The organism is Stappia sp. (genome assembly GCF_048268045.1).
GTDB lineage: Bacteria > Pseudomonadota > Alphaproteobacteria > Rhizobiales > Stappiaceae > Stappia.
The window spans coordinates 516352-540425 of sequence record NZ_JBLWWG010000002.1 but is presented as its reverse complement, the minus strand read 5'-3'; the positions used below and the strand labels follow the sequence as shown (position 1 = coordinate 540425).

The window sequence follows — 24074 nt, the reverse complement described above, 5'->3', positions numbered from 1 at the left end:
AATGCCGATGGATCCGCTTGTCCTCGTCCCGGGCCTGCTTTGCACCCGGGCGCTCTACGCCCCGCAGATCGCGGCCCTGTCCGTCGATGGCATGACGATCGACGTGGCCGATCACCGCAGCGACGACACGATCCCGGCCATTGCCGCGCGCCTGCTCGAAAACGCCCCGTCCCGCTTTGCCCTCGCCGGGCTTTCCATGGGCGGTTATGTCGCCATGGAGGTCCTGCGCCAGGCGCCGGAGCGGGTCGCCAGGCTTGTCCTGCTCGACACCGCCGCGCGCGCCGACGCGCCCGAACAGACGGAAAACCGCAAGCGTCAGGTCGCGCTTGCGGCCGCCGGGCGCTTCGACGACGTGATCGGCGCCCTGTTCCCGCTCTTCGTGCATGAGCGCCACGAGAACGATGCCGGCCTGCGCGCCGCCGTCTTCGCCATGGCCCGCGACACCGGAGTCGAGGCCTTTGCCCGCCAGCAGGCGGCGATCATGGGCCGGATCGATTCCCGCCCCGGGCTGTCGGCGATCACCTGCCCGACGATGATCGTCGTCGGCGACGGCGACCGGCTGACCCCGCCGGAACGCGCGCGTGAAATGCAAGAGCGCATCGCCGGCAGCCGGCTCGAGATCATCGCCAACTGCGGCCATCTGCCGACGCTCGAGGCACCGGACGAGACCTCCGCCCGGCTTGTCGAATTCCTGAACTGCTGACCAGCGCACCCGATCAGACGGAGCCAGGGGCCACCGTCCCCCGCTGCCACATGCGTGTCTCAGCACCTTGCCAGACTTGAGCCCTCCCCCTCCAGGGCCAGAAGGAGCTACTGCCATGACCACCCGCCACAGCATCGCCGTGAGCCTTGCAGCCCTTTTCCTGGCCGGTGCCGGGGAGAACGCCGGCGCGGCCGGAGCTTCGCCCACGCAGGTCGAACCCGTCGACTATGTGCGCGTCTGCGACGCCTATGGCAGTGGCTTCTTCTACGTGCCTGGAACCCAGACCTGCCTGCGTGTCAGCGGCCGGGTGCGTGCCGAATACCGGGTGCGGGGCTTCGGCGACATGGCCAGTGCCTGGGATGACCGCACCGACAATTCCACCCAAACGCGCGCGCGCGGCTATGCCCGCTTCGACAGCCGCAGTGACACGGAATACGGCCTGCTGCGAACCTATGTGGAAGCGTTTCTGACCGCCGACAGCGGTGCAACGGCCACGACGACCGTCGGCATCGACCATGCCTTCATCTCGCTTGGCGGTTTCACCATCGGCAAGACCCAGTCCGTCTGGGACTATTGGACGGGTTATGCCTATGGCGCGATCTTCACCGACTATTCCAACACCAAGCTGTGGTCGGTCTCCTATACCGGCGAGCTTGCCGACGGCCTGAGCGCGACGCTCGCGATTGAGGACAATTCCAAGCGCCGCACCAATCTCGTCCAGCTCGGCGCACCAGCCACCGTGATCGCCTCCGGTGGGCCGCGCATGCCCGACATCGTCGCCAGGCTCAAGCATGATGGCGACTGGGGTGGCGCACAGGCGATGGGCGCACTGCACCAGGTGATGTTTGCAGCCGGTCCCGGCAAAACCCGCATCGGCTACGCGCTTGGCGCGGGCGTCGAGGTGAAGCTGCCGGTGATCGGCCCGAAGGACCGCTTGATGCTGCAGGCCATCTACACCCATGGCGCGAGCCGTTATGCGGTGGACAGCTGGGACGGACGCATCTCCGATGCGATCACCGATGGCGCCCGCACCAAGCTGACCACCACCTGGAACCTGGTCGCCGGCCTCCGCCACGAGTTCAACGCCCATTGGGCGGCCAACCTGGAAGGCGGCTGGCACAAGGTCGATGCGCTCGGGCAGGCCTACGACTTCCGCCAGATCGGCGTAAACGGCAACATCGAGTGGCGACCGGTCGCAGGTCTTGCGATCGGCCTCGAGGGCGAGTTCCGCAATGTCGACTATCGCGCCGCCGGCCTTGCCGACGGCAACCAGTTTGTGACCCTGGTGCGCGTGCAGCGCGACTTCTGATCAGGCCCGCAGGTCGACCAGCCCCTCGAACCCGCCGAAGATCATGCGCTTGCCGTCGAATGGCATCTCGCCGATCTCCCCCATGCGCGGATCGCTCATCATCTTCTCGAGGGCCGCATCTCGAACCTCCCTGGACGGAAACTCCATCCAGCTGAAGACAACGACCTCGCCCTCCTCCGCTTTCACCGCGCCGCGAAAATCGGTGACCTTTCCCTCCGGCACGTCGTCGCCCCAGCACTCCGTCACCCTGGTCGCGCCGAATTCGAGAAACAGCTTTGCCGCCGCCTGCGCGTGGGCGCGGAACGCCTCCTTTCGGGCTTCCGGCACCGCCATGACAACCCCTGTCACATAGCTCATTTCAAATCCCTCCTCTTTCCTCAACCCGCAGCCCCCATCGCCGCGGTCGCGGCCTCCATGTCCATCCAGACCAGCTCGAAGATATGCCCGTCCGGGTCCTCGTAGCTGCGGCCATACATGAAGCCGTAGTCCTGCACCGGCCCCGGATCCTTGCGCCCGCCCCGAGCGCCGGCGCGTTCGGCGAGTTCGTCCACCTCGCCCCGACTCTCGGCCGAGAAGCAGATCAACACCTGCGCCTGGTGCTTCGCGTCGACGCGATCCTTGTCGGTGAAATCCGCGAACCGCGCGTGGGTCAGCAGCATCAGGTGGATTTCGTCGGAATAGGTCAGCTTCGCTGCTGTCTCGTTGCTGAACATCGGATCCTTCACCGCCCCCATGGCTTCGTGAAAGGCAACCGACCGGTCGAGATCGGCGACCGGCAGGTTCACGAAAATCATCTTCCTCATTTCACCTCTCCTCCCGACGCTGAATGCGCCCCAGCAACCTCGTCACAGCCACGCCCCTGGCGCGCAAAAGCCCCTCAAGATCCTGACTTTCCTGTTGGAAAGAGCCGGATTTAACGAGCGTTCGATTGCTTTTTAGGTTGATATCAACATATTTAGATCATGTCAAAGAAACTTCCGTTCGACGCCACGATCGAGGTGCGCGACAACTGCCTCTGCCTGCACGCGCAACGTGCCGCACGCGCGCTCGCACGGCGGTTTGACGAGGTCCTGCGCCCCTTCGGTCTGACCAACGGCCAGTTCTCTCTGCTGATGTCGCTGAACCGGCCCGAACCGCCGACGCTGGCTCCGGTCGCCCGCCTGCTCGCCATGGACCGCACGACGCTCACCGCCGCGCTGAAACCGCTGGAGCGGCGCAGCCTGCTCACCATCGAGCCCGATCCGAAGGACCGCAGGAGCCGGCGCCTGGCGTTGACGGAAGAGGGACATGCCGCACTGATCGCCGCCCTGCCGGTCTGGCGCGAGACCCATGCGGAAATCGACCGCGAGCTTGCACCGATGGATCCGGAAGCCTTGCGTCAGGCACTGCGGCGCATCGCCTGAGCCGGCGAGCAATCGAGCCCGAGCCGGCGTCCAGGTCCGGCGAGCAATCGGGAAGAACGCCCGGAAGACGTCAGTTGCGGTCTTCGGGCAGCACGGGAAGCGGCAGAACCTGAATGCCCTCGTCGAGGAGTTCGCGCACCTCCTCGCCAGAGGCCGCGCCATAAATGCCCCGCGCTTCCGCCTCGCCGTAGTGGATCTTGCGCGCCTCCTCCGGAAAGGCCGTGCCGACATCGACAGCACTGGCGAGCATCTCCGCCTTGAGCGCCCGCAGTCTGGCGGCAAGATCGGCCGCCTGCGGCCCGCTCGGGGACACCGCGGGCGCTGCAGGTGCTTTCCCCGCGGGCGCATCCACCGACGCACCGGCCTGCGCCATGGGAGCGCGGGAAAGCTGTTCGGCCCGCTCCTCGCGCTTGCGCGCGGTCGCGACCGACGGGGCCATCAGCGCCTTCTCGACCGCCGCGGACCCGCAGGCCGGACAGGTAACGAGGCCGCGTTCCTTCTGGCCGTTGAAATCATCGTTGCCGCGAAACCAGCCCTCGAAACCGTGGCCGTTGTCGCAGCGCAAGGAGAACCGGATCACTCGGCCGCCTCCGCTCGCGCGGCGACGACCCGCAACGCGAAGTCGCGCTGGTTGGCAATCGCTGGAATGCGCTGGCGCGCTGCAAGCGCCGCCGCCAGGTCGATCTCGGCGCAAAGATGTCCGGGCGCATCCCCGTCGATCTCGGCGACCACCTTGCCCCAGGGGTCGACGACGAGGCTGTGGCCGTAGGTCTCGCGCCCGTCCTCGTGGACACCGCCCTGCGCGGCGGACAGCACGAAGGCGCCGTTTTCGATGGCCCGCGCCCGCTGCAGCACATGCCAGTGCGCCGCACCTGTCTGGCGGGTAAAGGCGGCTGGCGCGGAAAGTGCCAGTGCCCCGGCGCCCGCCTGCATGCGGAAGATCGCCGGGAAGCGGATGTCGTAGCAGATCGCCACGCCAAGCCGCATGCCGGCGAGGTCGATGACAAGCGTCTCCCCGCCCGGCCGATAGGTGGCTGATTCGCGCCAGCTCTCGCCATTGGCGAGGTCGACGTCGAACATGTGGATCTTGTCGTAGCGCGCCAGGATCGCCCCCTCGGGCGAGAACAGGAAGGCCCGGTTGACGGCGCTCTCCTCGCCGGTGCGGATCGCCAGCGAGCCGATGTGCAGGTAAATGCCAAGTTCGGCGGCAAGCGCCGCGAAGGCGGCAACGGAGGCATCCTCCGCCTCGGGGCGGATCTTGGCGAAGAGATCGGAGCGGCTGCGCTCCAGCAGATTGGTCATCTCCGGCGTCTGGACATAGGTCGCCCCGTCCCTCGCCGCGGCGCGGATCATAGCACTCGCGTCGGCGATGTTCGCCGCCACGTCGCGCCCGCTGCGCATCTGGACCAGTCCGGCTGTCAGCTTGCTCATGACAATCTCCGCGTTGTCCCGTCCTATGCGTCCAGCAGCGCTGAGAGCTTGCCGGAACGTTCCAGCGACATCAGTTCGTCGCAGCCGCCCACATGGGTATCGCCGATGAAGATCTGCGGAAAGGTCGCCGCGCCCTTGGTGCGCTGGATCATCTCCTTGCGCATCTGCGGATCGAAGGTCGCGTCATACTCGCGAAACGCGACGCCCTTCTTCTGGAGAAGCGACTTCGCCCGCGTGCAGTACCCGCACATCTGACGCGTATAGATCTCGACCGCCATGGTGTTGTCGTCCCTTGCTGATCCGTGCGACGCGCATCTTTTCGGCCAGTGGCCGGCACGTCGGAAATTGCCTTGCCGGCGATATATTGATCTCCGCGCGGCAAACGCAACCCCCGACGCCGGCTAGCTGATCGGCGCATCCGCCCCGGCATGGGCGAAAGCCAGCACATCGACGCCCGAGGCTCCCGCCCTGAGCAAGGCGCGCGTCGCCGCCTGTACCGTTGCGCCGGTGGTGAAGACATCGTCCACCAGGATCACCCGCCGCGCCGCGATCCGCAACACGCCGGAGGCGCTGACGGCAAAGGCGCCGCGCACATTCGTCGCCCGCGCCTTTGCATCAAGCCCGACCTGCCGTTTCGTCGCGCGCACGCGCTCAAGCAGCGCCGGCGCCACCTCGAGGCCGCTGCGCGCGCCCACTTCGCGGGCCAGCAGTGCCGCCTGGTTGTAGCGTCGGCTCCAGTGGCGCAACCGGTGCAGCGGCACCGGCACCAGCAGCGGCGGCGGCACCCCCTCTTCCCGCTTCAGGAGTTCCGCACCGGCGAGTGCCATCAGCCGCCCCATCATACGCGCCGCCGTCGGGCGGTCGTGATACTTGAGCCGCGACACCAGCGCCCGCGCAGGCCCCTCGTAGGCGGCGACCGCCCGCAGCCTGTCGAAGACGGGCGGGTGGGCAATGGCCCGGGGCGACAGGGCGCCTTCACCGAGATCATAGGCGAAGGGCAGCCCGAGCCGCGCGCACCAGGGCGGCGCGAGAAAGGTCATGGCGCTCCAGCACTTCGCGCAAAGGGCCTGATCGGAAGCGACGAGCCGGTCGCAGGCAAGGCAGGTCGGCGGCAGCGCCAGCCGCAAGGCAGCGCCGGCGACACAGGAGGCGACGGCGGCAAACCGGACCAGCGCCGGCCCCGGAGAGAACGGCGCGCGCGCGCGCCCGCCGCCGCGCGTTTCGCTCAGATGCAGGGCCGCCATCGGATCCGCATCGTCCCCGTGCAGGGAGGGAACGCCGCAGGGGATCCATTCCCTCTCGCTCTCCACTCCTCCCGTCCCGGACATGTGCCTCCCCTTGCCGCCAGATGACCGTTGACCATTGACCGTGACGGTCCGGCATGGTTCACCGGCGCGGAACCGTCGCCACGGCGACGATAGCACGACATAACCACAGGTTGCGATCAGGTTGCACGCACCGCGCGGCCCGACGCAAGCCCACCAGGGAACGACACGCCATGGCCTCGCAGGATCCGACGGCGCCGACGCGGCCCGACCTCTTCGACCGGCCTCTGCTGGCGCAGCGACGCGCCCGCGCCCTGCGCCGCGCCGTCGAGGGAGCGGACTTCCTGCTCGCCCACGCGGTCGCCGATATGGCCGACCGGTTGCTTGCGGTGACCCGCGACTTCTCCATTGCCGTCGATCTTGGCGGCCACACCGGACGTCTTGCAGGAGTTCTCGCGACGCATCCGCGCATCGGCCGCGCGCTTCGCGCCGATCTCTTCATCGCGGATCCCAACGTTCCCGGTGCTGATCTCGTCGTCGATGACGCCCTGCCACCCTTTGCCGAGGCGAGCGTCGACCTCATTGCCTCCGCGCTGTCGCTCCATCTGGTCAACGACCTTCCCGGCGCGCTGATCCAGATCCGCCGGTCGCTGAAGCCGGACGGCCTGTTCCTGGCAAGCGTGCTTGGCGGCGACACGCTGTTCGAGCTGAAGGACTGCCTGATGCGGGCGGAGCTGGAGATCTCCGGTGGTGCCGCGCCGCGCGTCGTCCCCTTCGCCGACACGCGTGGGCTGGGGGCGCTGCTGCAACGCGCCGGCTTCGCGCTTCCCGTCGCCGACGTCGACCGGGTCACGGTGCGCTACGACAGCATGTTCGCCCTGATCCGCGACCTGCGGGCCATGGGGGCAACCAACATGCTCGCCGAGCGCGCGCGCACGCCGCTTTCGCGCGCGATCATCGCCCGCGCCGGCGAGATCTACGCAAATGCGCACGCGGACGCCGACGGACGCATCCGCGCCACATTCGACATCGTCTCGCTATCGGGATGGGCGCCGCATGAAAGCCAGCAGAAGCCGCTGAAGCCAGGCTCGGCAAAGGTCAGCCTGGCCGACGCGCTGTCGGCTTTCGATACAAAAGGCAAAGGTGGGAAAGAGGACTGACGCGTCCTGCAGCGGCCGCGCCCGGCGCGGCAACGTCGCGGACGCACGCCTGAGCGCGCCCGCATCCGAAATGATGGTCAGATCGACGCAGCCGCCGAAGCGATGACGCCGAAGACATCATCGTTCAAAACCGTGGCGATGCTGGAGAGTGCGGTGAAGATGGCGAGCGAGATGAGCCCCACGATCAGCGTGTATTCAACGGCCGTCTCGCCGCTCTCGTCGCGCAGGAATGTCCGCACGGTCCCGCTCGAAAGCCCGCTCTGTCCGCCCGAAGCGTCGCGATGAAACTGCATGACCCGGTCCTGTCCCTGACTGCGTCACGCTGGCGGTTTCTCGTTATTTCAGGTCTAGCCCAGATCGATCAGATGCGGAATGAGAGGTTCGTCCGCCGGCGGCATCGGATAGTCCCGAAGCTTCACCGCTCTCACCCATTTGATCGCCTGGCCTTCCCGGCCCGCCACCGTGCCCGACCATCGTCGGCACACATAAAGTGGCATCAGCAAGTGAAAGTCCTCATAAGCGTGGCTCGCGAATGTGAGCGGTGCGAGGCACTCTTTCTTAACCGTGATCCCGAGTTCCTCGGCCAGTTCTCGGATGAGCGCCTCTTCCGGCCGCTCGCCCGGTTCGACCTTTCCGCCCGGGAATTCCCACAGGCCGGCCATCGCCTTGCCCTGCGGTCGCTGGGCAATGAGCACCCGGTTGTCGACATCAAGAAGCGCGCAAGCCGCGACGAGCAGAAGTTTCATGCGTTGACCCCGTTTCGTTTCGGCACGCCTGGCTAAGGTTTCGCTCACCATGACCGCAAGCCGCGGTCAGGCGACCTCCGGCGAGCGCACCGGTTTCGCGTCCCCGGCCGGCGGGTGCCGGTAGGCATAGTCATAGACATGGGAAAAGCCGAGGCCGGCATAGAGCGCCCGGGCGGGGCCGTTCTCCGCCGTCACCTGCAGCCAGGCGGTGTCCGCGCCGGCCGCCCGGCCGGCTGCGAGGCAGGCCTCGACCAGCCGTGCGCCAAGGCCCTGGCGGCGAGCGCCGGGAGCAACCGCAACATCATAGATACCGAGAAGGCCGCGATCCGCGATCGCCACCGCAACGCCCGAGGCACGCCCCGCCTCATCGCGCGCGACAAGGCAAACGCGCGGTGAAGCCACCCGCGAAAGCGCCGACCCGAGTTGTTCCAGCGCCACCGGCGTCACCGTCTCGGGCCGGGTTCCCCCTGTCTCGGCGAAGGCCGTCAGCCACGAGGCGAGATCCGTTGTCTGGATCGTCGCGCCCGCTGCATCCGCCGCCGCGACGCCGCACGCAGGCGCATCCGCGATCCGCCGCGCCCAGACGTCGCTCCGCCCGGCTTGCGGCCAGCCGCGCCGGTCGCAGAGGTCGAGCACCGCCGCAGGCGTCAGCGGCGTGCGGCGCAAATGGAAGGGCACGCCATGACTGGCGAAGAGCGCCTGCGCCGCGGCAAGCCGGTCTCCGGCGTCCGCATCGTCGGATGCGTCGTAGATGTTGAGCGAGTTCACCCGGCGTGCCGGATTTCCCGGCGAAAGACGCAGCATCCAGCGGCCATCGAAATGCGCCATGGCGCTTGGAAAGGCGTTGACGTTCGCCTCCTCGATGGCCGCGACGAGACCGCCCGGCCAGGCAGTCTCGTGGCTCACGAGCGATAGTCGCCGTTGATCGCGACATATTCCTTGGTGAGATCGCAGGTCCATACGGTCGAGCGTCCCTCGCCGAGGCCGAGGTCGACGCGCACCGGAATGAACTCCTCGCGCATGACCGCCGAGGCAGCTGCCTCCGAATAGTCCGCGTCGCGCTCGCCGTCGACGGCGACGCGCACGTCGCCGAACCAGATCGCCAGCCGGTCACGGTCGGCCGGCTCGCCTGCCTTGCCGACGGCCATGACGATGCGGCCCCAGTTGGCGTCCTCGCCGGCGACCGCCGTCTTGACCAGTGGCGAATTGGCGATGGAAAAGCCGATACGCCGCGCCGACGCGTCGCTTTCGGCACCCGTCACGGTAATCTCGACGAACTTGCGCGCACCCTCGCCGTCCTTGACGATCATCTGTGCCAGTTCGCGCATCAGATCGCCAAGCGCGACCTTGAAGTCGGCCAGCCGCGGATCGTCGGCGCTTTCGATGCGCGCCCCACCGGCAGCCCCGGTGGCGAACAGCAGGACCGTATCGGAGGTCGAGGTGTCACCATCGATGGTGATGGCGTTGAACGTGTCACCGACCGTGCCCGACAGCAGCGCCTGAAGCGCGGGTGCCGAAATCGCGGCGTCGGTGACCAGGAAGGACAGCATCGTCGCCATGTCGGGCGCGATCATGCCCGCTCCCTTGGCAATGCCGTTCAGCACCACATCCGTGTCGCCCACCTTCACCCGGCGGCTCACCGCCTTGGGATAGGTGTCGGTGGTCATGATCGCCCGGGCCGCCTCCTGCCAGCTTCCGGCCGTCGCGGCGCCGGCGAGCCTGTCGACCACGCCGGAAAACCGCTCCGCCGGCAGCGGCTCGCCGATGACGCCGGTCGAAGCGAGGAACACCTCGCCGGGCGCACAGCCCGCGGCGGCGGCGGCCAGGCGCGCCGACAATTCCGTCGCTTCCTTGCCCTTCCTGCCGGTGAAGGCATTGGCATTGCCGGAGTTGACAAGCAGCGCGCGGGCGCGCCCGCCCTTCAGGCTGTCGCGACACCAGTCGACGGCAGCCGAGGGGCAGCGCGAGCGGGTGAAGACGCCAGCGACATCAGCACCGGCATCAAAGAGCATCATCAGCACGTCCGTGCGCCCGGCATACTTGATGCCGGCCTGCGCGGTCGCGAAGCGCACGCCGCCGACCTCCGGCAGTTCGGGATAGGATTTCGGCGCGAGTGGCGAGACGGCGCTGGACATCGGGCACTCTCCTGAAGTGCTGGGGGAAAATCGATCCGGGCGAGCCTTGCCCGAACCCCCGCCGCGACGCAAGTCCTAACGCCCGGCGACGCACCGCTCAGGATGGATGAAGGAAAAGAACCGACGGTAGAGGAACGGGATCAGCCCCCACACCATCGAGACGACCACCAGCGGCACCAGCACCAGCGTGCGCTGCCACAAGGCCCAGTCCGCGGTCAGCGGACTGATCGCATAGAGGAGCAGCGTCACCAGCGGATAGACGCCGGAAAACACCAGAAGCGCGAAGCGCGGGCGCGACTGGACACGCTGGACGACGGGCTCGGCCACTTCGGCGCCCCGGGCATTTGCGGTTTGGACGGACATCGACGGCTCCTGAACGTTCGGCCCCACAGGGCGACGGGATGGAACGGGATCGTGCCGGACACGGGTCCCGCGCCTTTTCCCGCCGGACGGACCGAAATAAAACGATACGAACCGTTTCGTATTAAACTGCATCTAAACGGCCCGTTTCGTTTAGTCAAGACCCGTGCTAGAAGGAAAAGTGCGACGCTTGGAGGCACGGCATCAGAACCGGCCCCGAAAAAACAACGAAACGGGACGGAAGGGACCGACAGAAAATGAGCCAGGATTCGACCGACGCCGCCCCCCGCCCCGGCGCGGCGCGCAAGTCGATCGGCGCGAAGCGCAATCCGGCCAGCGCCGACGCCATCCGCAAGGCGGCGGCCGAGATCCTCGAAAAGGATGGCTACGCGCGCTTTTCCATCGAGGCCGTCGCCCGACGCGCCCATGCGGGCAAGCCGACCATCTACCGCTGGTGGCCGAGCAAGGCCGCCCTTCTTGTCGACATCTATCACCGGCAGAAGCAGGGAATGCCCGACCCGGACACCGGCCGGCTCGCCGACGATCTCGCGATTTTCCTGGAAGGACTGCTGCGCCTGTGGCGCGAAACGCCGAGCGGGGCGATCTTTCGCTCCATCATTGCCGAGGCGCAAAGTGACGAAACCGCGGCCGAGGCCCTGCGCGCCTATCTCGACGAGCGCATCGCCCATTCCTCGCAGATGATCCGCCGGGCCCAGGCGCGCGGCGAGATCGCGAGCGGCATCGACCCGGCCAGCGCCATGGACTTGGTGATCAGCCTCGCCTGGTGTCGGCTGCTGACCGGACGGCTGGACATGGAAACGGCCGCCGTGAAGGCGGCCGTCTCGCTGTTCGTGGAAAGCTGGCGAGCCTGAAGGCAGGCCCGGGGCCGTCCGCTCAGTCGGCCTTGGGCGCTTCGGGCGTCTCGCCGGCCTTGGTCGCATCTTCCGCCTTGGCCGGGTCCTCGGCCGGAGCGATGATCTCGATCTTGGTCTTCGCCTTGAGGTCTTCCATCAGCGCGGCGTAGCGCTCGCGCAGCAGATCCTGACGGATCCGCTCGCTCACCGCGTCAAGCTCCGGCGCGGCCTGCTTGCGGGCATCCTCGACCTTGATCACATGCCAGCCGAACTGGGTCTCCACCGGCTCTTCGGTGAACTTGCCGACTTCCAGGTTGAAGGCAGCATCCTCGAATTCCTTGACCATCCGGCCCTTGGTGAAATAGCCGAGATCGCCGCCGTTGGGACCCGATGGGCCGGTCGACTTCTCCTTGGCCAGTTCCTCGAAGTTGCCGCCGTCCTTGAGCGCCTTGATGACCTCCTCGGCCTCCTCCTTGGTCTTCAGCAGGATATGGCGCGCATGACGCTCCTCCTCGCCGACGTAGTTGGAGAATTCCTTGTCATAGGCAGCCTTGACGTCCGCCTCGGTGACCTTCTGCTCCACTTCGCGCGCCAGATAGGCGTTGCGCAGGGCACGGGTCTTGAGGAATTCGAGCTGGCGCTCGAAGTCGGGCTCCTTGTCGATGCCGGCCGCGCGCGCCGCATTGGCCATCACCTGCATGTCGACCATCACGTCGGTCAGCACCGGGCGCCACTGGGTCGGCGGAACCTGGCGCAGCTGGTCGGCGAAGTCGCGCGAGGCGAAGGCGAGATCGGCTTCGGTGATCGTCGTGTCGCCGACCTTGGCGACAGCATCGCCCGGATCCTGCGCATGCGCGATGCCCGCGACGCCGATGAAAAGGGCCGTCATGACGCCGCCAAGCAGGGCCTTGCCGCGTGCTGCGCTAAGATGAAATGTCATTCTCTCTCCTTCCGCTCCATGATCGCGGTCCGCTCGGGTGGTGAGGTCGCGAAGGGCCCGGATCGCGTCGCCGGCACACTGGCGCAAAAGACGCGGCGTTGACAACCTTCGGACCCCCTCTTATCTGTCGAACGGCCCGGCCGTGCGGCCGGCCGACCCCTTTTGTCGAGCGTGCGTCCCTCTCCCTTCGCAATGCGGCGGATCTGAGGCCGGCACGCGCCCGTATCGTCAATATGATCAGTGGATCGTCGCCTGCGCTGACTATCGGGCGGCTGCCCAGTCAAGGATAAGGACCGCCACATGGCCGGCCTCGGCGCAATCGCCAGAAAGCTCTTCGGAACCGCGAACGATCGTCGCGTCAAGCAACTGCGGAACCGGGTTGCGGCCATCAACGCGCTGGAGGACGATCTTCGCAAGCTCAGCGACGACGAACTGCGCGACCGCACCCGCGTCTTCCGCGAGGAACTGAGCGCGGGCAAAAAGCTCGACACCCTCCTGGAACCCGCCTTCGCCACCGTCCGGGAGGCGGCGCGCCGCGTCCTCGGCCAGCGTCACTACGACGTTCAGCTCATCGGCGGCATGGTTCTCGACGCGGGCCAGATCTCGGAGATGCGCACAGGCGAGGGCAAGACGCTCGTCGCCACGCTCGCCGTCTACCTGAACGCCCTGGAGGGCAAGGGCGTCCACGTCGTCACGGTCAACGACTATCTCGCCTCGCGCGACGCCGACTGGATGGGCCGCATCTACCGCTTCCTCGGCCTCACCACGGGCGTCATTGTCCACGGGTTGACCGACGAGGAGCGCCGCGAGGCCTATGCCGCGGACGTGACCTACGGCACCAACAACGAGTTCGGCTTCGACTACCTGCGCGACAACATGAAGTACGAGCGCGGCTCGATGGTGCAGCGCGGGCATCACTTCGCGATCGTCGACGAGGTCGACTCGATCCTCATCGACGAGGCGCGCACGCCGCTGATCATCTCCGGCCCGCTCGAGGACCGCAGCGAGTTCTACAACACCATCGACGCCTTCATCCCGGCGCTCGAGGCGGGCGACTTCGAGCTGGACGAGAAGCAGCGTTCGGCGAGCTTCACCGAAGCCGGCAACGAGAAGCTCGAGACGCTGCTGCGCGAGGCCGGCCTGCTCAAGGGCGAGGGCCTCTACGATCTGGAGAACGTCTCCGTCGTTCACCACCTGCAGCAGGCGCTGAAGGCGCACAAGCTTTTCCAGCGCGACAAGGACTACATCGTGCGCAACCGGGAGGTCGTCATCATCGACGAGTTCACCGGCCGCATGATGCCGGGCCGACGCTACTCCGAGGGCCTGCACCAGGCGCTGGAGGCCAAGGAGAAGGTACAGATCCAGCCCGAGAACCAGACGCTGGCATCGATCACCTTCCAGAACTACTTCCGCCTCTATGACAAGCTTGCCGGCATGACCGGCACCGCCGACACCGAGGCCGAGGAGTTCGCCAACATCTACGGGCTCGAGGTCGTCGACATCCCGACCAACCTGCCCGTCCGCCGCATCGACGACGACGACGAGGTCTATCGCTCGGTCGCGGAGAAATACGACGCCATCGTCGAGCTCATCGACGACTGCAAGACGCGCGGCCAGCCCGTGCTCGTCGGCACCACCTCGATCGAGAAGTCGGAACTGCTCGCCACCCGCTTGCGGGAGGCCGGCTACAAGCAGGTCGACGTCAACGATCTGAACGCCTTCGAGCCGTTGTTCTCCGCCGGTGGTGCCACCACGGCGAAGATCTTCGCCGTGCTCAACGCCCGCTACCACGAGCAGGAAGCGACGATCATCTCGCAGGCCGGCCTGCCCGGCGCCGTGACCATCGCCACCAACATGGCCGGCCGCGGCACCGACATCCAGCTCGGCGGCAACTCCGAGATGCGCTTCGCCCGCGAGCTCGGCGACATGCCCGAGGGGCCGGAGCGCACCGAGAAAGAGGCCGCGATCCTCGCCGACATCGAGGAACGCAAGACGATGGCCAAGGAGGCCGGCGGCCTCTATGTCATCGGCACAGAGCGCCACGAGAGCCGGCGCATCGACAACCAGCTGCGCGGTCGCTCCGGCCGCCAGGGCGATCCCGGACATTCCAAGTTCTTCCTGTCGCTTCAGGACGATCTGATGCGCATCTTCGGCTCCGACCGAATGGAAGGCATGCTGCAGAAGCTCGGTCTCAAGGATGGCGAGGCGATCGTCCATCCCTGGATCAACCGGGCCCTGGCCAAGGCACAGCAGAAGGTCGAGGCGCGCAACTTCGACATCCGCAAGAACCTGCTGAAGTTCGACGACGTCATGAACGACCAGCGCAAGGTCGTGTTCGAGCAGCGCATCGACCTCATGGACGGCGAGGCGGTGGCCGAAACCGTCACCGACATGCGCCACGATGTCATCGAGGAAATGGTCGCCCGCCACATTCCCGAGCGGGCCTATCCCGAGCAGTGGGACACGGAAGGCCTTGAGGCGGAGGTGCGCCAGTATCTCGCTCTCGAGCTGCCGGTGGTCGACTGGGCCAAGGAGGAAGGCATCGCCGGCGAGGAGGTCATCGAGCGCCTCAAGACGGCGGCCGACGAGGCCATGGCCCGCAAGGTCGGCCAGTATTCCCCGCAGATCATGCGCCAGGTGGAGAAGGCGGTCCTTCTCCAGACCCTCGACCACCTGTGGCGCGAGCATCTGGCCAATCTCGACCACCTGCGGTCGGTCGTCGGCTTCCGCGGCTACGCCCAGCGCGATCCGCTGCAGGAGTACAAGACCGAGGCCTTCACGCTGTTCGAGGTGATGCTCGCGAACCTGCGCCAGGCGACCACCGCCCAGCTCATGCGCGTGGAGCTCGTCCAGGAGGAGGCGCCGTCGCTGCCCTCCGACAGCGACCTGCCGCAAATGCACGCCGAACACCGCGACCCGCTCACCGGCGAGAACGAGTTCGACGAGGGCAATGCCGCCGGGACGGCACCGGGCGGACCGCGCGACCCGAACGTCCCCTCGACGTGGGGCAAGGTCGGCCGCAACGAAGCCTGCCCGTGCGGATCGGGCAAGAAGTACAAGCACTGCCACGGCGCGCTCACCTGAGCGCGCCCGAGGGGCGACGCGGGGCGCGCGCAGGATCGCGGCCCGCGTCCGATTGAACTGATGCGCGCCCGGCAGACGTCTGAAAGGCAATTGCAGTGCGCACCAACCCCGAACTCGAACGGATAGAGGACTGGCTGATCCGCGAGGCCCTCGGCAGCCCGGACATGACAGCCATGTTCTCCGGCACCTGCGAGCGCCTCGTCGCGGCCGGCATCCCCATTGCCCGCGCCAATCTGGCCTGGTCAACGCTGCACCCGCTGGTCAATGCCGAGGCGGTGCTGTGGGTGGCCGGCGAGGACGCCCTCTTCGAGCAGTACCCGCACGACCGGGAAGACGAGGAGGACTGGCTGCAAAGCCCCATCCGCGCCATGCTGATGTCCGGTGAGGACAGGCTGCGTCGCCAACTCGCCTCGGGCAACTCCGATCCCGGCTTCCCCATGCTGCGCCGCCTGCGCGACGAGGGCTACACCGACTACATCATCCTGCGAACGCCCTTTGACCTGCCCACCACCAGCGAGGTCGGCCCAACGGGCATGATGGTGAGCTGGGCGACGCGCGCGCCGGGGGGCCTCGATACCCGGACGATCGACCAGATTGACTATCTCCAGATCCGCCTCGCGCTCGCCGCAAGGGCCACGATCCAGACCCGCATCGCCCACACGATCGCCGAGACCTATCTCGGCCGCCATGCCGGCCGGCGTGTCCTGTCCGGCTCGATTCGCCACGGCGACGGCGAACGGCTGGACGCCGTGATCTTCTATTCGGACCTGCGCGGTTCCACGGCCCTTGCCGACAGCCTGTCGGAAGACGCCTATCTCGCCCATCTCAACGCCTATTTCGACGCGGCGGCCGGCGCGGTGATCGCCGCAGGCGGTGATGTGCTGGACTTCATCGGCGACGCGATCCTGGCCGTCTTTCCCATTGACGAAGACGGACTCGATGCAGCCTCCCTGCGCGCCCTCGAGGCGGCGGAACACGCCCTCGCCCGGCTCGAAGCGGCCCGCGCCCTGACCCCGTATCCGCTCCATTGCGGCATCGCGCTGACCTGCGGCGAGGTGATGTTCGGCAACATCGGCGTCGCCGACAGGCTGACCTTCTCGGTAATCGGCCGCACCGTGAACGCCGCCGCGCGCATCGAGGCGATGACCAAGCACCTGGCGACACCCGTTCTGGTGACCTCGGAAGTTGCCGCTGCGGCCCCCTCGGCCTTCCTGCCCAAAGGCAGTTACACGCTTGCCGGCTTCGGTGCCGAGGTGGAACTTTTCGCCCCTCGGGCAACGTCCCAGCGCCCCTGAACCGACGCCCCGCGCACGCCACCTCGCGCACAGGTCGAACAGCCGTTCGGCAGCGCAACCTGACGACGTGTTCATATTTTTGTTATTCACCCGCAAGCCTTTACGAACGTTACGTCACTTGCCCTCACGTCAGCACAGCTCAACACTTGGCCTTGTCACGCGCGACGGCGCCAGACATGATCGGAATGGTTGAGGGAGGATCCATGCTGTTTCGTGCCATAGACGGTTTGAACGAGGTGGTGGGGCGTGTCGTTAGCGTTCTTGCCATCATCTTCGCCGCGATCATCATTTACGACGTCGTCATGCGCTACGCGCTGAACGCCCCGACCCGCTGGGCGTTCGACGTGACGAAGCAATTGTTCGGCTTCTATTTCATCCTGCTCGGCGGCTACGCCCTGCGCCATCAGGCGCACGTACGGGTCGACCTGATCACCGCCGCGCTGAAACCCCGTGCGCGGCGCATCGTCGAGGCCGCCGGCTACCCGATCTTCTTCTTTCCCTTCGCCTGGGTCTTCTTCGACCAGTCCTGGATCTTCGCCGAGCGCTCGTGGAGCCAGGGCGAGACCACCTACGGCTCCATCCAGCTTCCGGTCTATCCGCTCAAGATCGCAATGTGCGTGGCGGCGGGCCTGCTGCTGCTGCAAGGCATCTCCGAATTCCTCAAGCTGGTCCTGAACCGGGAAGACCCTGCACGCCATGACGCCTGAGATCATCGCAGCCGCCATGTTCGCCATGCTCCTGCTGGGGCTGTTCATGGGGCATCCGCTCGCCTTCGTCCTCGGCGGTGCCGCGGTCGCGGGCACCCTTCTCGCCGGCAAGCCCATGCTTCTGGGCATCATCGTCAACCGCATCTACGGCGACGTGCTCGACAACTACACGCTGATCGCCATTCCGCTCTTCGTGCTGATGGCGCGGTTCCTGTCCGATTCGGGCGTCACGGACCGAATGTTCGAGACGCTGCGCCTGCTGATGTCCGGCATTCGCGGTGGCCTGGCGCTGGCGGTGGTGTTCATCTCCATCCTGCTGGCCGCCACCACCGGCATCATCGGCGCCTCGATCACCGTCATGGGTGTCATGGCGCTGCGGCCGATGCTGCAATATGGCTACAGCCCGCGGCTGACGACCGGCGTCATCGCCTCGTCCGGCTGCCTCGGCATCCTCATCCCGCCGTCGATCATGCTCATCCTGATGGCGAGCTATTCGCCGCTGTCGGTGGGCGAGCTTTTCGCCGGCTCCATGGTGCCGGGCATCCTGCTTGGCTTCCTCTATGCCGGCTATGTCGCGCTGATCGCCATCCTGCGTCCCGATCTCGCGCCCTCCGTCGAGCCTGACGAGAAGGTTGGGCGCGGCGAGTTGCTGCGGCTGCTGGCGCTTGAGGCGGCGCCGCCGCTGGTGCTGATTCTCGGCATCCTCGGCAGCCTGCTTGCCGGCATCGCCACGGCGACGGAAGCCTCCGCCATCGGTGCGGCGCTGGCGCTCGCCATCGTCGTCCTGCGCGGCAGGTTCCAGATGAAGACCTTCTACGGCGCCCTGATCGAGACGGGCCGCACCTCGGCGATGATCCTGTTCATCGTCATCGGCGCCACCGCCTTCACCGGCGTCTTCAACATCACCGGCGGCCTGCGCGCGGTGCAGGAGATCATCCGCAGCCTCGACATGGAACCCTGGCTGCTGATCACCATGATGATGGCGATCGTCTTCCTGCTCGGCGCCTTCCTCGACTGGACCGGCATCGTGCTCCTGTCCTTCCCGATCTTCCTGCCGATCGTGCAGGAGATGGACGTGAGCCTGCTGTGGTTCGTCGTGCTGATGGCGGTGGTCCTGCAGACCTCGTTCCTGACACCCCCATTCGGCTACGCGCTGTTCTACTTGCGGGCGATAGCCCCACGCAGCGTGTCGACAGCCGACATCATCATCGGCGTTCTGCCCTTCGTCGGGCTGATCGTGCTGATGTGCATCCTCGTCGCCCTGGTGCCCGATCTGGTCACCTGGCTGCCGAGCGTTCTTTATGCAAGCAACTAGACGGGAGGAGACGTCAATGCTGAAGACATCCCTGAAATACGCCGCAAGCATCGCCGTACTGGCGACGATGGCCGGTCCGGCGCTGGCCGCCGAGACCTGGACGATGACGAGCACCTGGCCGTCGTCGCTGGAGCTGATCGAGACCGACAAGCACTTCGTCGAGCTCGCCAACAAGCTCACCGGCGGCGATCTGAAGATCGACTTCTACGAAGGCGGCAGCCTTGTTCCCGCCGGCGAGGTCTTCGGCGCGGTCGAATCCGGCACGATCCAGGCCGGCGGCGACTGGCCCGGCTACTGGGCCGGCCGCGACCCGGCATTCTCGCCGCTGTCCACCACCGCCAGCCTGTTCAACGCCGTCGACTATGTGAACTGGATCAAGCAGTGGGGCGGCGACGCGCTCTACATGGAAACCTACGGCAAGTTCGGCATGGTCTACCTGCCCTATGGCGTGACCAACAATGAATCCGGCTTCCGCAGCAACACCCCGATCCGCAACCTTGAAGACCTGAAGGGCAAGCGCCTGCGCCTGTCCGGCCTCGAGCAGGGCCGTCTTCTGGAGAAGCTCGGCGGTAGCCAGGTTTCCATGGCCGGCGGCGAAATCTACCAGTCGCTAGAGCGCGGCGTCATCGACGGGGCGGAGTTCTCCACCCCCAACGTCGACTATTCCGGCGGCTTCCAGCAGGTGACCAAATACTGGTCGACACCGGGCTGGCATCAGTCGGCCTCGGTCTTCGGCGTGATGATCAACAAGGCCTCCTGGGACGCACTGACGCCCGAGACGCAGGAAAAGCTGAAGATCGCAGCCGACGCCACCCTGCTCTGGTCGCTCGCCTTCACCGAGAAGCGCGCCAACGAGGCCTACGGCAAGTTCAAGGAAGCCGGCATCGAGATCACCCGCATGGATGACGAGACGCTGGCCAAGATCCAGGAAATGGCCAACGAGGTGATCGTCGAGACCGCCTGCGAAACGCCGTCCTCGGCCAAGGTGTATCTCAGCCAGCTCTCCTATCTGGCGGACTACAGCGGCTGGCGCGAGGCCTCGGCCCCCTTCAATCTCGGCCGCACGCCGAACGGCCCGGACATCGAGAAGATCCGCGCCTGCGCCGAGAAGTAAGCAGCGTCCTGCCGCGGAACGATCCGCCGGCAGGGCATGCGCCCACGCAAAACGGGAAAAGCCGGCCCATGGCCGGCTTTTCTTGTCTTCGATCACCTGAACCGGAAGCCCGCCGTTACTGGCGCACCACCACCGTCGCGCCGACGTTGACGCGCTCATAGAGGTCTTCGACGTCCTCGTTCAGCATGCGGATGCAGCCGGAGGACACCGCCTGGCCGATGGACCAGTCCTCGTTGGTGCCGTGGATCCGGTATTCGGTCGACCCCAGATAGAGCGCGCGCGCACCCATCGGGTTCTTCGGCCCGCCCGGCATGTGGGCCGGCAGCTTGCGGCCCTTCTTGCGCTCGCGCACGATCATCTCCGGCGGCGGCGTCCAACCCGGCCACTTGGCCTTGCGCGTCACCTTCTCCGCTCCCGACCAGCCAAAGCCCTCGCGCCCGACGCCGATGCCATAGCGCATCGCCTTGCCACCCGGCATGACGTAGTAGAGGTAGCGCTCACGCGTATCGACCACCACAGAGCCCGGCTTCTGCTGGGTGCGGTAGCCGACCACGGTGCGCTTGTATTTCGCCCGCGCGATCTTGCCGGCGGCTTCCGGCGTGATGCGGTATTCCTGCCAGCTCCGGCTGACCGGATCGTAATAGCGCCCGGTCTGCGCCTTGGCCGCGCCAGCGGCCACGGCAAGCGCCATCACCGCGCCTGCAAGTCCTGCCCAAAATCGCATGTTCGCTCCTCGTCGCCCGCACCGGCCCGCCTGCGCGCAACAGTCCCCGGAAGATCCGGGCCGGCCATCCTGCGGAAAATGCATGATGCGAATTTACATCGGGCTAACGCCCGGCGCCGCTCCTGCTTTCGAGCAGCGCAAGGACGCCGTCGCGCTGTGGCAGCGGCGCAACAGCACCGAAGCCGCAAACCGCCAGCGCCGCCGCCGCATTGGCGTGATGCGCCGCCGACAGGCCATCCCCCGTCCTGAGGAACTCCGCCAGGAACGCCCCGTCGAAGGCATCGCCCGCCCCGGTTGCGTCAAGCGCCTCGACAGGATGCGGCGCGATACGCGCGCGCGCGCTTTCGCCTGCGTAGAAAACCCCGTCAGCGCCGAGCGTCAGCGCCACGTGCTTCGCGCCGAGCGCCAGATAATGGTCCGCGATTTCCTCCGGCCTCGTCAGTCCGGTCAAGAGCCGCGCGTCGTCGAGACCGGGAAGCAGGATGTCGGACATGGCCGCCGTCGCCTCGACAACCGCCCGGGCACGGGCCAGCGGCCACAACTTGAGCCGCAGGTTGGTGTCGTAGGAAACCAGCCCGCCGGCCTTGCGCACGATGTCGATCGCCTCGAACACCGTGTCGCAGGCGGTTTCGGAGATCGCCTGGCTGATCGCCGAGACATGCAGCACCTTCGCCTGCTCCAATACCGCGCGCGGCAGGTCGGCGGGGCGCATCAGGCTCGCGGCCGAGCCCGTGCGCCGGTAGGAGAAGACATGCCCCTGCGCCCCGTGGGTGACGAAATAGAGGCCCGTCGGCGCGTTCTCCATGCGGATCACGCCCCGCGTGTCGACGCCTTCCGCGCGCCAGAGATCGTCGAACAGATCGCCGAAGACATCCGTTCCCGTCGCGCTGAGATAGCCGACGGAAGCGCCCTGCCGCGCTGCCGCGATGGCCGCGTTCGATGTGTCCCCGCCAAAGCCCTGCACATAGCTGCCGCCCGGCGTCGTCTGGTTGAACTCGATCATCGGCTCGCCGAGGCACAAAAGCTCCATCGGATCCGGCACTCCCATTGCTTTCAGACGTTCGGCGCATCGCGCGCACACGCCATTTCAATCGATTTAGTTTCCCATGCGACGCCATTCTCCTCCTGTCAAGGGTACAGCCAGCCAGCGTTGCCGCACCGGGGCTCTCGCCAGCGCTGTCTTGCCGTGCGACAAAGTGGAAAACTCGCCTGACGGAGATTCCCGTGACGCCACCTCCCATTGCCCTCCCCTTCTTCGAACGCGGCCCGCTCGCGGACGCCCCGGAAAACGCCGGCGCGCCCGTGCTGCTGCTGCATGGCTTCGGCGGCGATGCCCGCGGCTGGGTCGACCTGCAGGAGGGGCTTGCCGGCCTTCGTCGCACACTCGCCGTCGACCTGCCCGGCCACGGACGGGCGCTCGGCTGGCCGCGCATAGGCGGCGCCGGCGTCGCCGCGCGCGCCGTGCTCGGCACGCTCGACGCGCTGGAGATCCCCCGCGCCCATCTCGTCGGCCATTCCATGGGCGGCGCAACGGCGGCATTGGTCGCGTTGAAGGCGCCGGAGCGCATCGCCAGCCTGACGCTGCTCTCTCCCGGCGGTTTCGGAACGCAGATCAACCACCTGCTGCTCAGGCGCTTCGCCGCCGCCACGCAAGCGCAGGAGCTGCATGTTCTCTTCGAACAGTTCTTTGCCTGGGACTACGAACTCGCTCCCCTCGTCTCGCGCCAGATGGCCGGCGAGCGCGCCCGTCCGGGCGTCGTCGAGACGCTTGCCGAGATCGCCGGCGCGATCCTCGACGGAGCGGGCCAGGCGACACTGCCGCTCGAAGATCTCGCCGCCCTCGGCATTCCCGTGAAGCTTGTCTGGGGCACCGAGGACCGGGTACTGCCGGTCGACCAGGCGCGCGGTGTTCCAGGCGCCTTCGCCGTCCATGTCTTCCCGCGTGTCGGCCACATGCCGCATCTGGAGATCCCCGAGGCGGTGCAGCGCCTCGTCACGGAGCAGATCTCCGGCCGCTGAGCGCGGCGAAAACGAAAAGGGCCGCACCGGAATGCCGGCGCGGCCCTTTTTTCGTTTCGATATAGACCCGTAACGCGGTGTCTTACTTGGCGGCCTTGGCGCGCTCGATCGACTCCAGAATGATACGCTTGGCCTCGTCCGGACCACCGAAGCCGGTGATCTTCACCCACTTGTTCGGCTCCAGGTCCTTGTAGTGCTCGAAGAAATGCTTGATCTGCTGGATGGTGATGTCCGGCAGGTCCTCGTAATGGTTCACGTTCTCGTAGCGGCGCGTCAGCTTGGCCGACGGCACGGCAAGGATCTTCTCATCCTGGCCCGCCTCGTCTTCCATGAACAGCACGCCGATCGGGCGGCAGCTCATGATCGCGCCGGGAACGATCGGGCGCTGGTTGGCGACGATCACGTCAACCGGATCGCCGTCGCCGCACAGCGTGTGCGGAACGAAGCCGTAGTTTCCGGGATAACGCATCGGGGTGTAGAGGAAGCGGTCCACGTACATGGCGCCCGCATCCTTGTCCATCTCGTACTTGATGGGCTCGCCACCGACCGAGACCTCGATGATCACGTTGATGTCTTCGGGCGGGTTCTTGCCGATCGGCACGGCATCGATGCGCATGAATGGGGCTCCTCGGACAGGCGGCGGGACGTCAGCGCCCGACCGCGGACCTTGCGTGAAATATCGCCGGCTGTATCGCAAGCCGGGCGCGCGAAGGCAAGACGGAATTTGTGCGCTGCACCTTTGCGCGCGCCGCCGTTCGCGGGCAAAACCCGCCGTTCCGTCTCCCGAAGACCGAGCCTGGCCCCGCGCCTGCCGCTACCAGTGGTCGGCCGGTGCGCCGAGCCAGTCGTCGGGCGCAACGCCGCCGGTCTCCCTGCCAAGCGGGTAGGTTTCCTCGACCAGATAGGGGCCCCCGCCCACGCTTGCCCGCGAGGACAGCAGCACGAAGCGCTTGACGGTGAAGGTCAGTCCCTGAAAGTCGCCATGCTCGGCGAGCCATCTGGCCACGTCCTGATTGGTCGCCGAACGGCAGCGCGCCAGCGTGACATGGGGGATGTATTTGCGCCGCTCCGGGGAAAGCCGCAGGCGCTGCATCAGCCGCTCCTGCTCCGCCTGCATCTCCATCAGCTCCGGCGTCGGCTCCACCCGCGCGAAGATCGCGTGCGGCTTGCCGTTGGCAAAGGCGCCGAGGCCGGTCAGGCGAATTTCCACCGGGTCGCGGCGAACGCGCGACAGGGCGTCGGCGATCTCGTCGGCCATGCGGTCGTCGATGTCGCCGATGAAGCGGAGCGTGATGTGGTAATTCTCGGGATCGATCCAGCGCGCGCCGCGCAGGCCGCCACGGAGAAGGGAGAGCATGAGACCCGTTTGCGACGGAATCTCAAGCCCGGTGAACAGTCGAGGCATGGTGTGACCCTCCTCTGTCGCCGATGACTTCATCAGGACGAGAAACACACCGCACTGCAAGAAAAAACGGTTTTGCGCGCCACATCAGGATCTTGCGCGCGCCAC

At 66.8% G+C, this 24074-nt stretch carries 27 protein-coding genes; 11 read left to right on the top strand and 16 right to left on the bottom strand.

The genetic code is table 11. The features are described from left to right. Nucleotides 1-7 precede the first annotated feature (7 nt). Both ACN0WF_RS05070 and ACN0WF_RS05065 read left to right on the top strand, forming a co-directional pair. On the top strand, nucleotides 8-703 hold the full coding sequence (locus ACN0WF_RS05070; protein WP_417771689.1) for an alpha/beta fold hydrolase: 696 nt from the start codon (nucleotides 8-10) through the stop codon (nucleotides 701-703). Between the two features lie 115 nt (nucleotides 704-818). Further along, entirely contained in the window at nucleotides 819-2012 is a 1194-nt protein-coding gene (locus ACN0WF_RS05065) for a porin (protein WP_417771688.1), read from the top strand. Here the strand turns inward: ACN0WF_RS05065 and ACN0WF_RS05060 are convergent, their stop codons facing one another. Together ACN0WF_RS05060 and ACN0WF_RS05055 are read right to left on the bottom strand one after the other, a co-directional pair. Further along, entirely contained in the window at nucleotides 2013-2369 is a 357-nt protein-coding gene (locus tag ACN0WF_RS05060) for a DUF1428 domain-containing protein (RefSeq protein WP_417771687.1), read from the bottom strand. Nucleotides 2370-2389: 20 nt separating this feature from the next. Beyond that, a complete protein-coding gene (locus ACN0WF_RS05055) occupies nucleotides 2390-2815 on the bottom strand; it encodes a VOC family protein (RefSeq protein ID WP_417771686.1) in 426 nt (141 codons plus the stop codon). Nucleotides 2816-2974: 159 nt separating this feature from the next. Here ACN0WF_RS05055 and ACN0WF_RS05050 point away from each other — a divergent pair, with 159 nt between their 5' ends. Beyond that, the gene (locus tag ACN0WF_RS05050; RefSeq protein WP_417771685.1) at nucleotides 2975-3415 is read left to right on the top strand and encodes a MarR family winged helix-turn-helix transcriptional regulator; all 441 of its coding nucleotides are present in this window, start codon (nucleotides 2975-2977) and stop codon (nucleotides 3413-3415) included. Nucleotides 3416-3485: 70 nt separating this feature from the next. Here ACN0WF_RS05050 and ACN0WF_RS05045 read toward each other — a convergent pair whose 3' ends face one another. The 4 genes from ACN0WF_RS05045 to ACN0WF_RS05030 all read right to left on the bottom strand — a co-directional run bounded on the left by ACN0WF_RS05045 (nucleotide 3486) and on the right by ACN0WF_RS05030 (nucleotide 6174). Continuing rightward, a complete protein-coding gene (locus ACN0WF_RS05045) occupies nucleotides 3486-3995 on the bottom strand; it encodes a DUF1178 family protein (protein ID WP_417771684.1) in 510 nt (169 codons plus the stop codon). After that, entirely contained in the window at nucleotides 3992-4846 is an 855-nt protein-coding gene (locus ACN0WF_RS05040; protein ID WP_417771683.1) for a carbon-nitrogen hydrolase family protein, read from the bottom strand. The genes ACN0WF_RS05045 and ACN0WF_RS05040 overlap by 4 nt, the downstream gene beginning before the upstream one ends. 23 nt (nucleotides 4847-4869) lie before the next feature. Further along, nucleotides 4870-5124 (bottom strand): glutaredoxin 3, encoded by a 255-nt coding sequence (gene grxC, locus ACN0WF_RS05035; RefSeq protein WP_417771682.1) that lies wholly within the window; start codon nucleotides 5122-5124, stop codon nucleotides 4870-4872. Nucleotides 5125-5247: 123 nt separating this feature from the next. Continuing rightward, nucleotides 5248-6174, bottom strand: coding sequence for a ComF family protein (locus ACN0WF_RS05030; RefSeq protein ID WP_417771681.1), 927 nt, complete (start codon nucleotides 6172-6174; stop codon nucleotides 5248-5250). 170 nt (nucleotides 6175-6344) lie between these two features. On the opposite strand from ACN0WF_RS05030, the gene ACN0WF_RS05025 reads away from it, so the two are divergent. Further along, complete coding sequence (locus ACN0WF_RS05025) at nucleotides 6345-7271, top strand: methyltransferase domain-containing protein (RefSeq protein WP_417771680.1); 927 nt, start codon at nucleotides 6345-6347, stop codon at nucleotides 7269-7271. A 77-nt stretch (nucleotides 7272-7348) separates the two neighbouring features. On the opposite strand, the gene ACN0WF_RS05020 is transcribed toward ACN0WF_RS05025, so the two are convergent. From ACN0WF_RS05020 to ACN0WF_RS05000, 5 genes are all read right to left on the bottom strand, one after another. Then, on the bottom strand, nucleotides 7349-7564 hold the full coding sequence (locus ACN0WF_RS05020) for a Flp family type IVb pilin (protein ID WP_417771679.1): 216 nt from the start codon (nucleotides 7562-7564) through the stop codon (nucleotides 7349-7351). A 54-nt stretch (nucleotides 7565-7618) separates the two neighbouring features. After that, nucleotides 7619-8017 carry an 8-oxo-dGTP diphosphatase MutT gene (gene mutT / locus ACN0WF_RS05015; protein WP_417771718.1) on the bottom strand — a complete coding sequence of 133 codons (399 nt, stop codon included), beginning with the start codon at nucleotides 8015-8017 and terminating at the stop codon, nucleotides 7619-7621. Between the two features lie 66 nt (nucleotides 8018-8083). After that, complete coding sequence (locus ACN0WF_RS05010) at nucleotides 8084-8923, bottom strand: GNAT family N-acetyltransferase (RefSeq protein ID WP_417771678.1); 840 nt, start codon at nucleotides 8921-8923, stop codon at nucleotides 8084-8086. Further along, on the bottom strand, nucleotides 8920-10152 hold the full coding sequence (argJ, locus tag ACN0WF_RS05005; RefSeq protein WP_417771677.1) for a bifunctional glutamate N-acetyltransferase/amino-acid acetyltransferase ArgJ: 1233 nt from the start codon (nucleotides 10150-10152) through the stop codon (nucleotides 8920-8922). Before argJ ends, ACN0WF_RS05010 begins: the two co-directional genes overlap by 4 nt. Nucleotides 10153-10227: 75 nt before the next feature. Continuing rightward, nucleotides 10228-10515, bottom strand: coding sequence for a hypothetical protein (locus tag ACN0WF_RS05000; RefSeq protein ID WP_417771676.1), 288 nt, complete (start codon nucleotides 10513-10515; stop codon nucleotides 10228-10230). 254 nt (nucleotides 10516-10769) lie between these two features. On the opposite strand from ACN0WF_RS05000, the gene ACN0WF_RS04995 reads away from it, so the two are divergent. Next, complete coding sequence (locus tag ACN0WF_RS04995) at nucleotides 10770-11384, top strand: TetR/AcrR family transcriptional regulator (protein ID WP_417771675.1); 615 nt, start codon at nucleotides 10770-10772, stop codon at nucleotides 11382-11384. Nucleotides 11385-11406: 22 nt separating this feature from the next. Here ACN0WF_RS04995 and ACN0WF_RS04990 read toward each other — a convergent pair whose 3' ends face one another. Continuing rightward, the gene (locus ACN0WF_RS04990) at nucleotides 11407-12306 is read right to left on the bottom strand and encodes a peptidylprolyl isomerase (protein WP_417771674.1); all 900 of its coding nucleotides are present in this window, start codon (nucleotides 12304-12306) and stop codon (nucleotides 11407-11409) included. Between the two features lie 300 nt (nucleotides 12307-12606). Between ACN0WF_RS04990 and secA the strand changes: the two genes are divergently transcribed. The 5 genes from secA (at nucleotide 12607) to dctP (ending at nucleotide 19821) form a co-directional block, all read left to right on the top strand. Beyond that, entirely contained in the window at nucleotides 12607-15390 is a 2784-nt protein-coding gene (secA, locus tag ACN0WF_RS04985; RefSeq protein ID WP_417771673.1) for a preprotein translocase subunit SecA, read from the top strand. A 95-nt stretch (nucleotides 15391-15485) separates the two neighbouring features. Further along, on the top strand, nucleotides 15486-16685 hold the full coding sequence (locus ACN0WF_RS04980) for an adenylate/guanylate cyclase domain-containing protein (RefSeq protein WP_417771672.1): 1200 nt from the start codon (nucleotides 15486-15488) through the stop codon (nucleotides 16683-16685). A gap of 203 nt (nucleotides 16686-16888) precedes the next feature. After that, nucleotides 16889-17392, top strand: a complete 504-nt coding sequence (locus ACN0WF_RS04975; protein WP_417771671.1) for a TRAP transporter small permease subunit — start codon at nucleotides 16889-16891, stop codon at nucleotides 17390-17392. After that, nucleotides 17382-18707, top strand: coding sequence for a TRAP transporter large permease (locus tag ACN0WF_RS04970; RefSeq protein WP_417771670.1), 1326 nt, complete (start codon nucleotides 17382-17384; stop codon nucleotides 18705-18707). The genes ACN0WF_RS04975 and ACN0WF_RS04970 overlap by 11 nt, the downstream gene beginning before the upstream one ends. Nucleotides 18708-18723: 16 nt before the next feature. Next, nucleotides 18724-19821, top strand: a complete 1098-nt coding sequence (gene dctP, locus ACN0WF_RS04965) for a TRAP transporter substrate-binding protein DctP (RefSeq protein WP_417771669.1) — start codon at nucleotides 18724-18726, stop codon at nucleotides 19819-19821. A gap of 115 nt (nucleotides 19822-19936) precedes the next feature. Here dctP and ACN0WF_RS04960 read toward each other — a convergent pair whose 3' ends face one another. Together ACN0WF_RS04960 and ACN0WF_RS04955 are read right to left on the bottom strand one after the other, a co-directional pair. Then, a complete protein-coding gene (locus tag ACN0WF_RS04960; RefSeq protein WP_417771668.1) occupies nucleotides 19937-20545 on the bottom strand; it encodes a L,D-transpeptidase in 609 nt (202 codons plus the stop codon). A gap of 103 nt (nucleotides 20546-20648) precedes the next feature. Beyond that, nucleotides 20649-21575 (bottom strand): sugar kinase, encoded by a 927-nt coding sequence (locus ACN0WF_RS04955; RefSeq protein ID WP_417771667.1) that lies wholly within the window; start codon nucleotides 21573-21575, stop codon nucleotides 20649-20651. Nucleotides 21576-21769: 194 nt separating this feature from the next. Between ACN0WF_RS04955 and ACN0WF_RS04950 the strand changes: the two genes are divergently transcribed. Beyond that, nucleotides 21770-22564 (top strand): alpha/beta fold hydrolase, encoded by a 795-nt coding sequence (locus tag ACN0WF_RS04950; protein WP_417771666.1) that lies wholly within the window; start codon nucleotides 21770-21772, stop codon nucleotides 22562-22564. Between the two features lie 82 nt (nucleotides 22565-22646). Here ACN0WF_RS04950 and ppa read toward each other — a convergent pair whose 3' ends face one another. Both ppa and thpR read right to left on the bottom strand, forming a co-directional pair. Continuing rightward, a complete protein-coding gene (gene ppa / locus ACN0WF_RS04945; protein WP_417771665.1) occupies nucleotides 22647-23180 on the bottom strand; it encodes an inorganic diphosphatase in 534 nt (177 codons plus the stop codon). 198 nt (nucleotides 23181-23378) lie between these two features. Beyond that, nucleotides 23379-23969: an RNA 2',3'-cyclic phosphodiesterase gene (thpR, locus tag ACN0WF_RS04940; protein ID WP_417771664.1), complete on the bottom strand. Its 591-nt coding sequence runs from the start codon at nucleotides 23967-23969 to the stop codon at nucleotides 23379-23381. Nucleotides 23970-24074 lie beyond the last annotated feature (105 nt).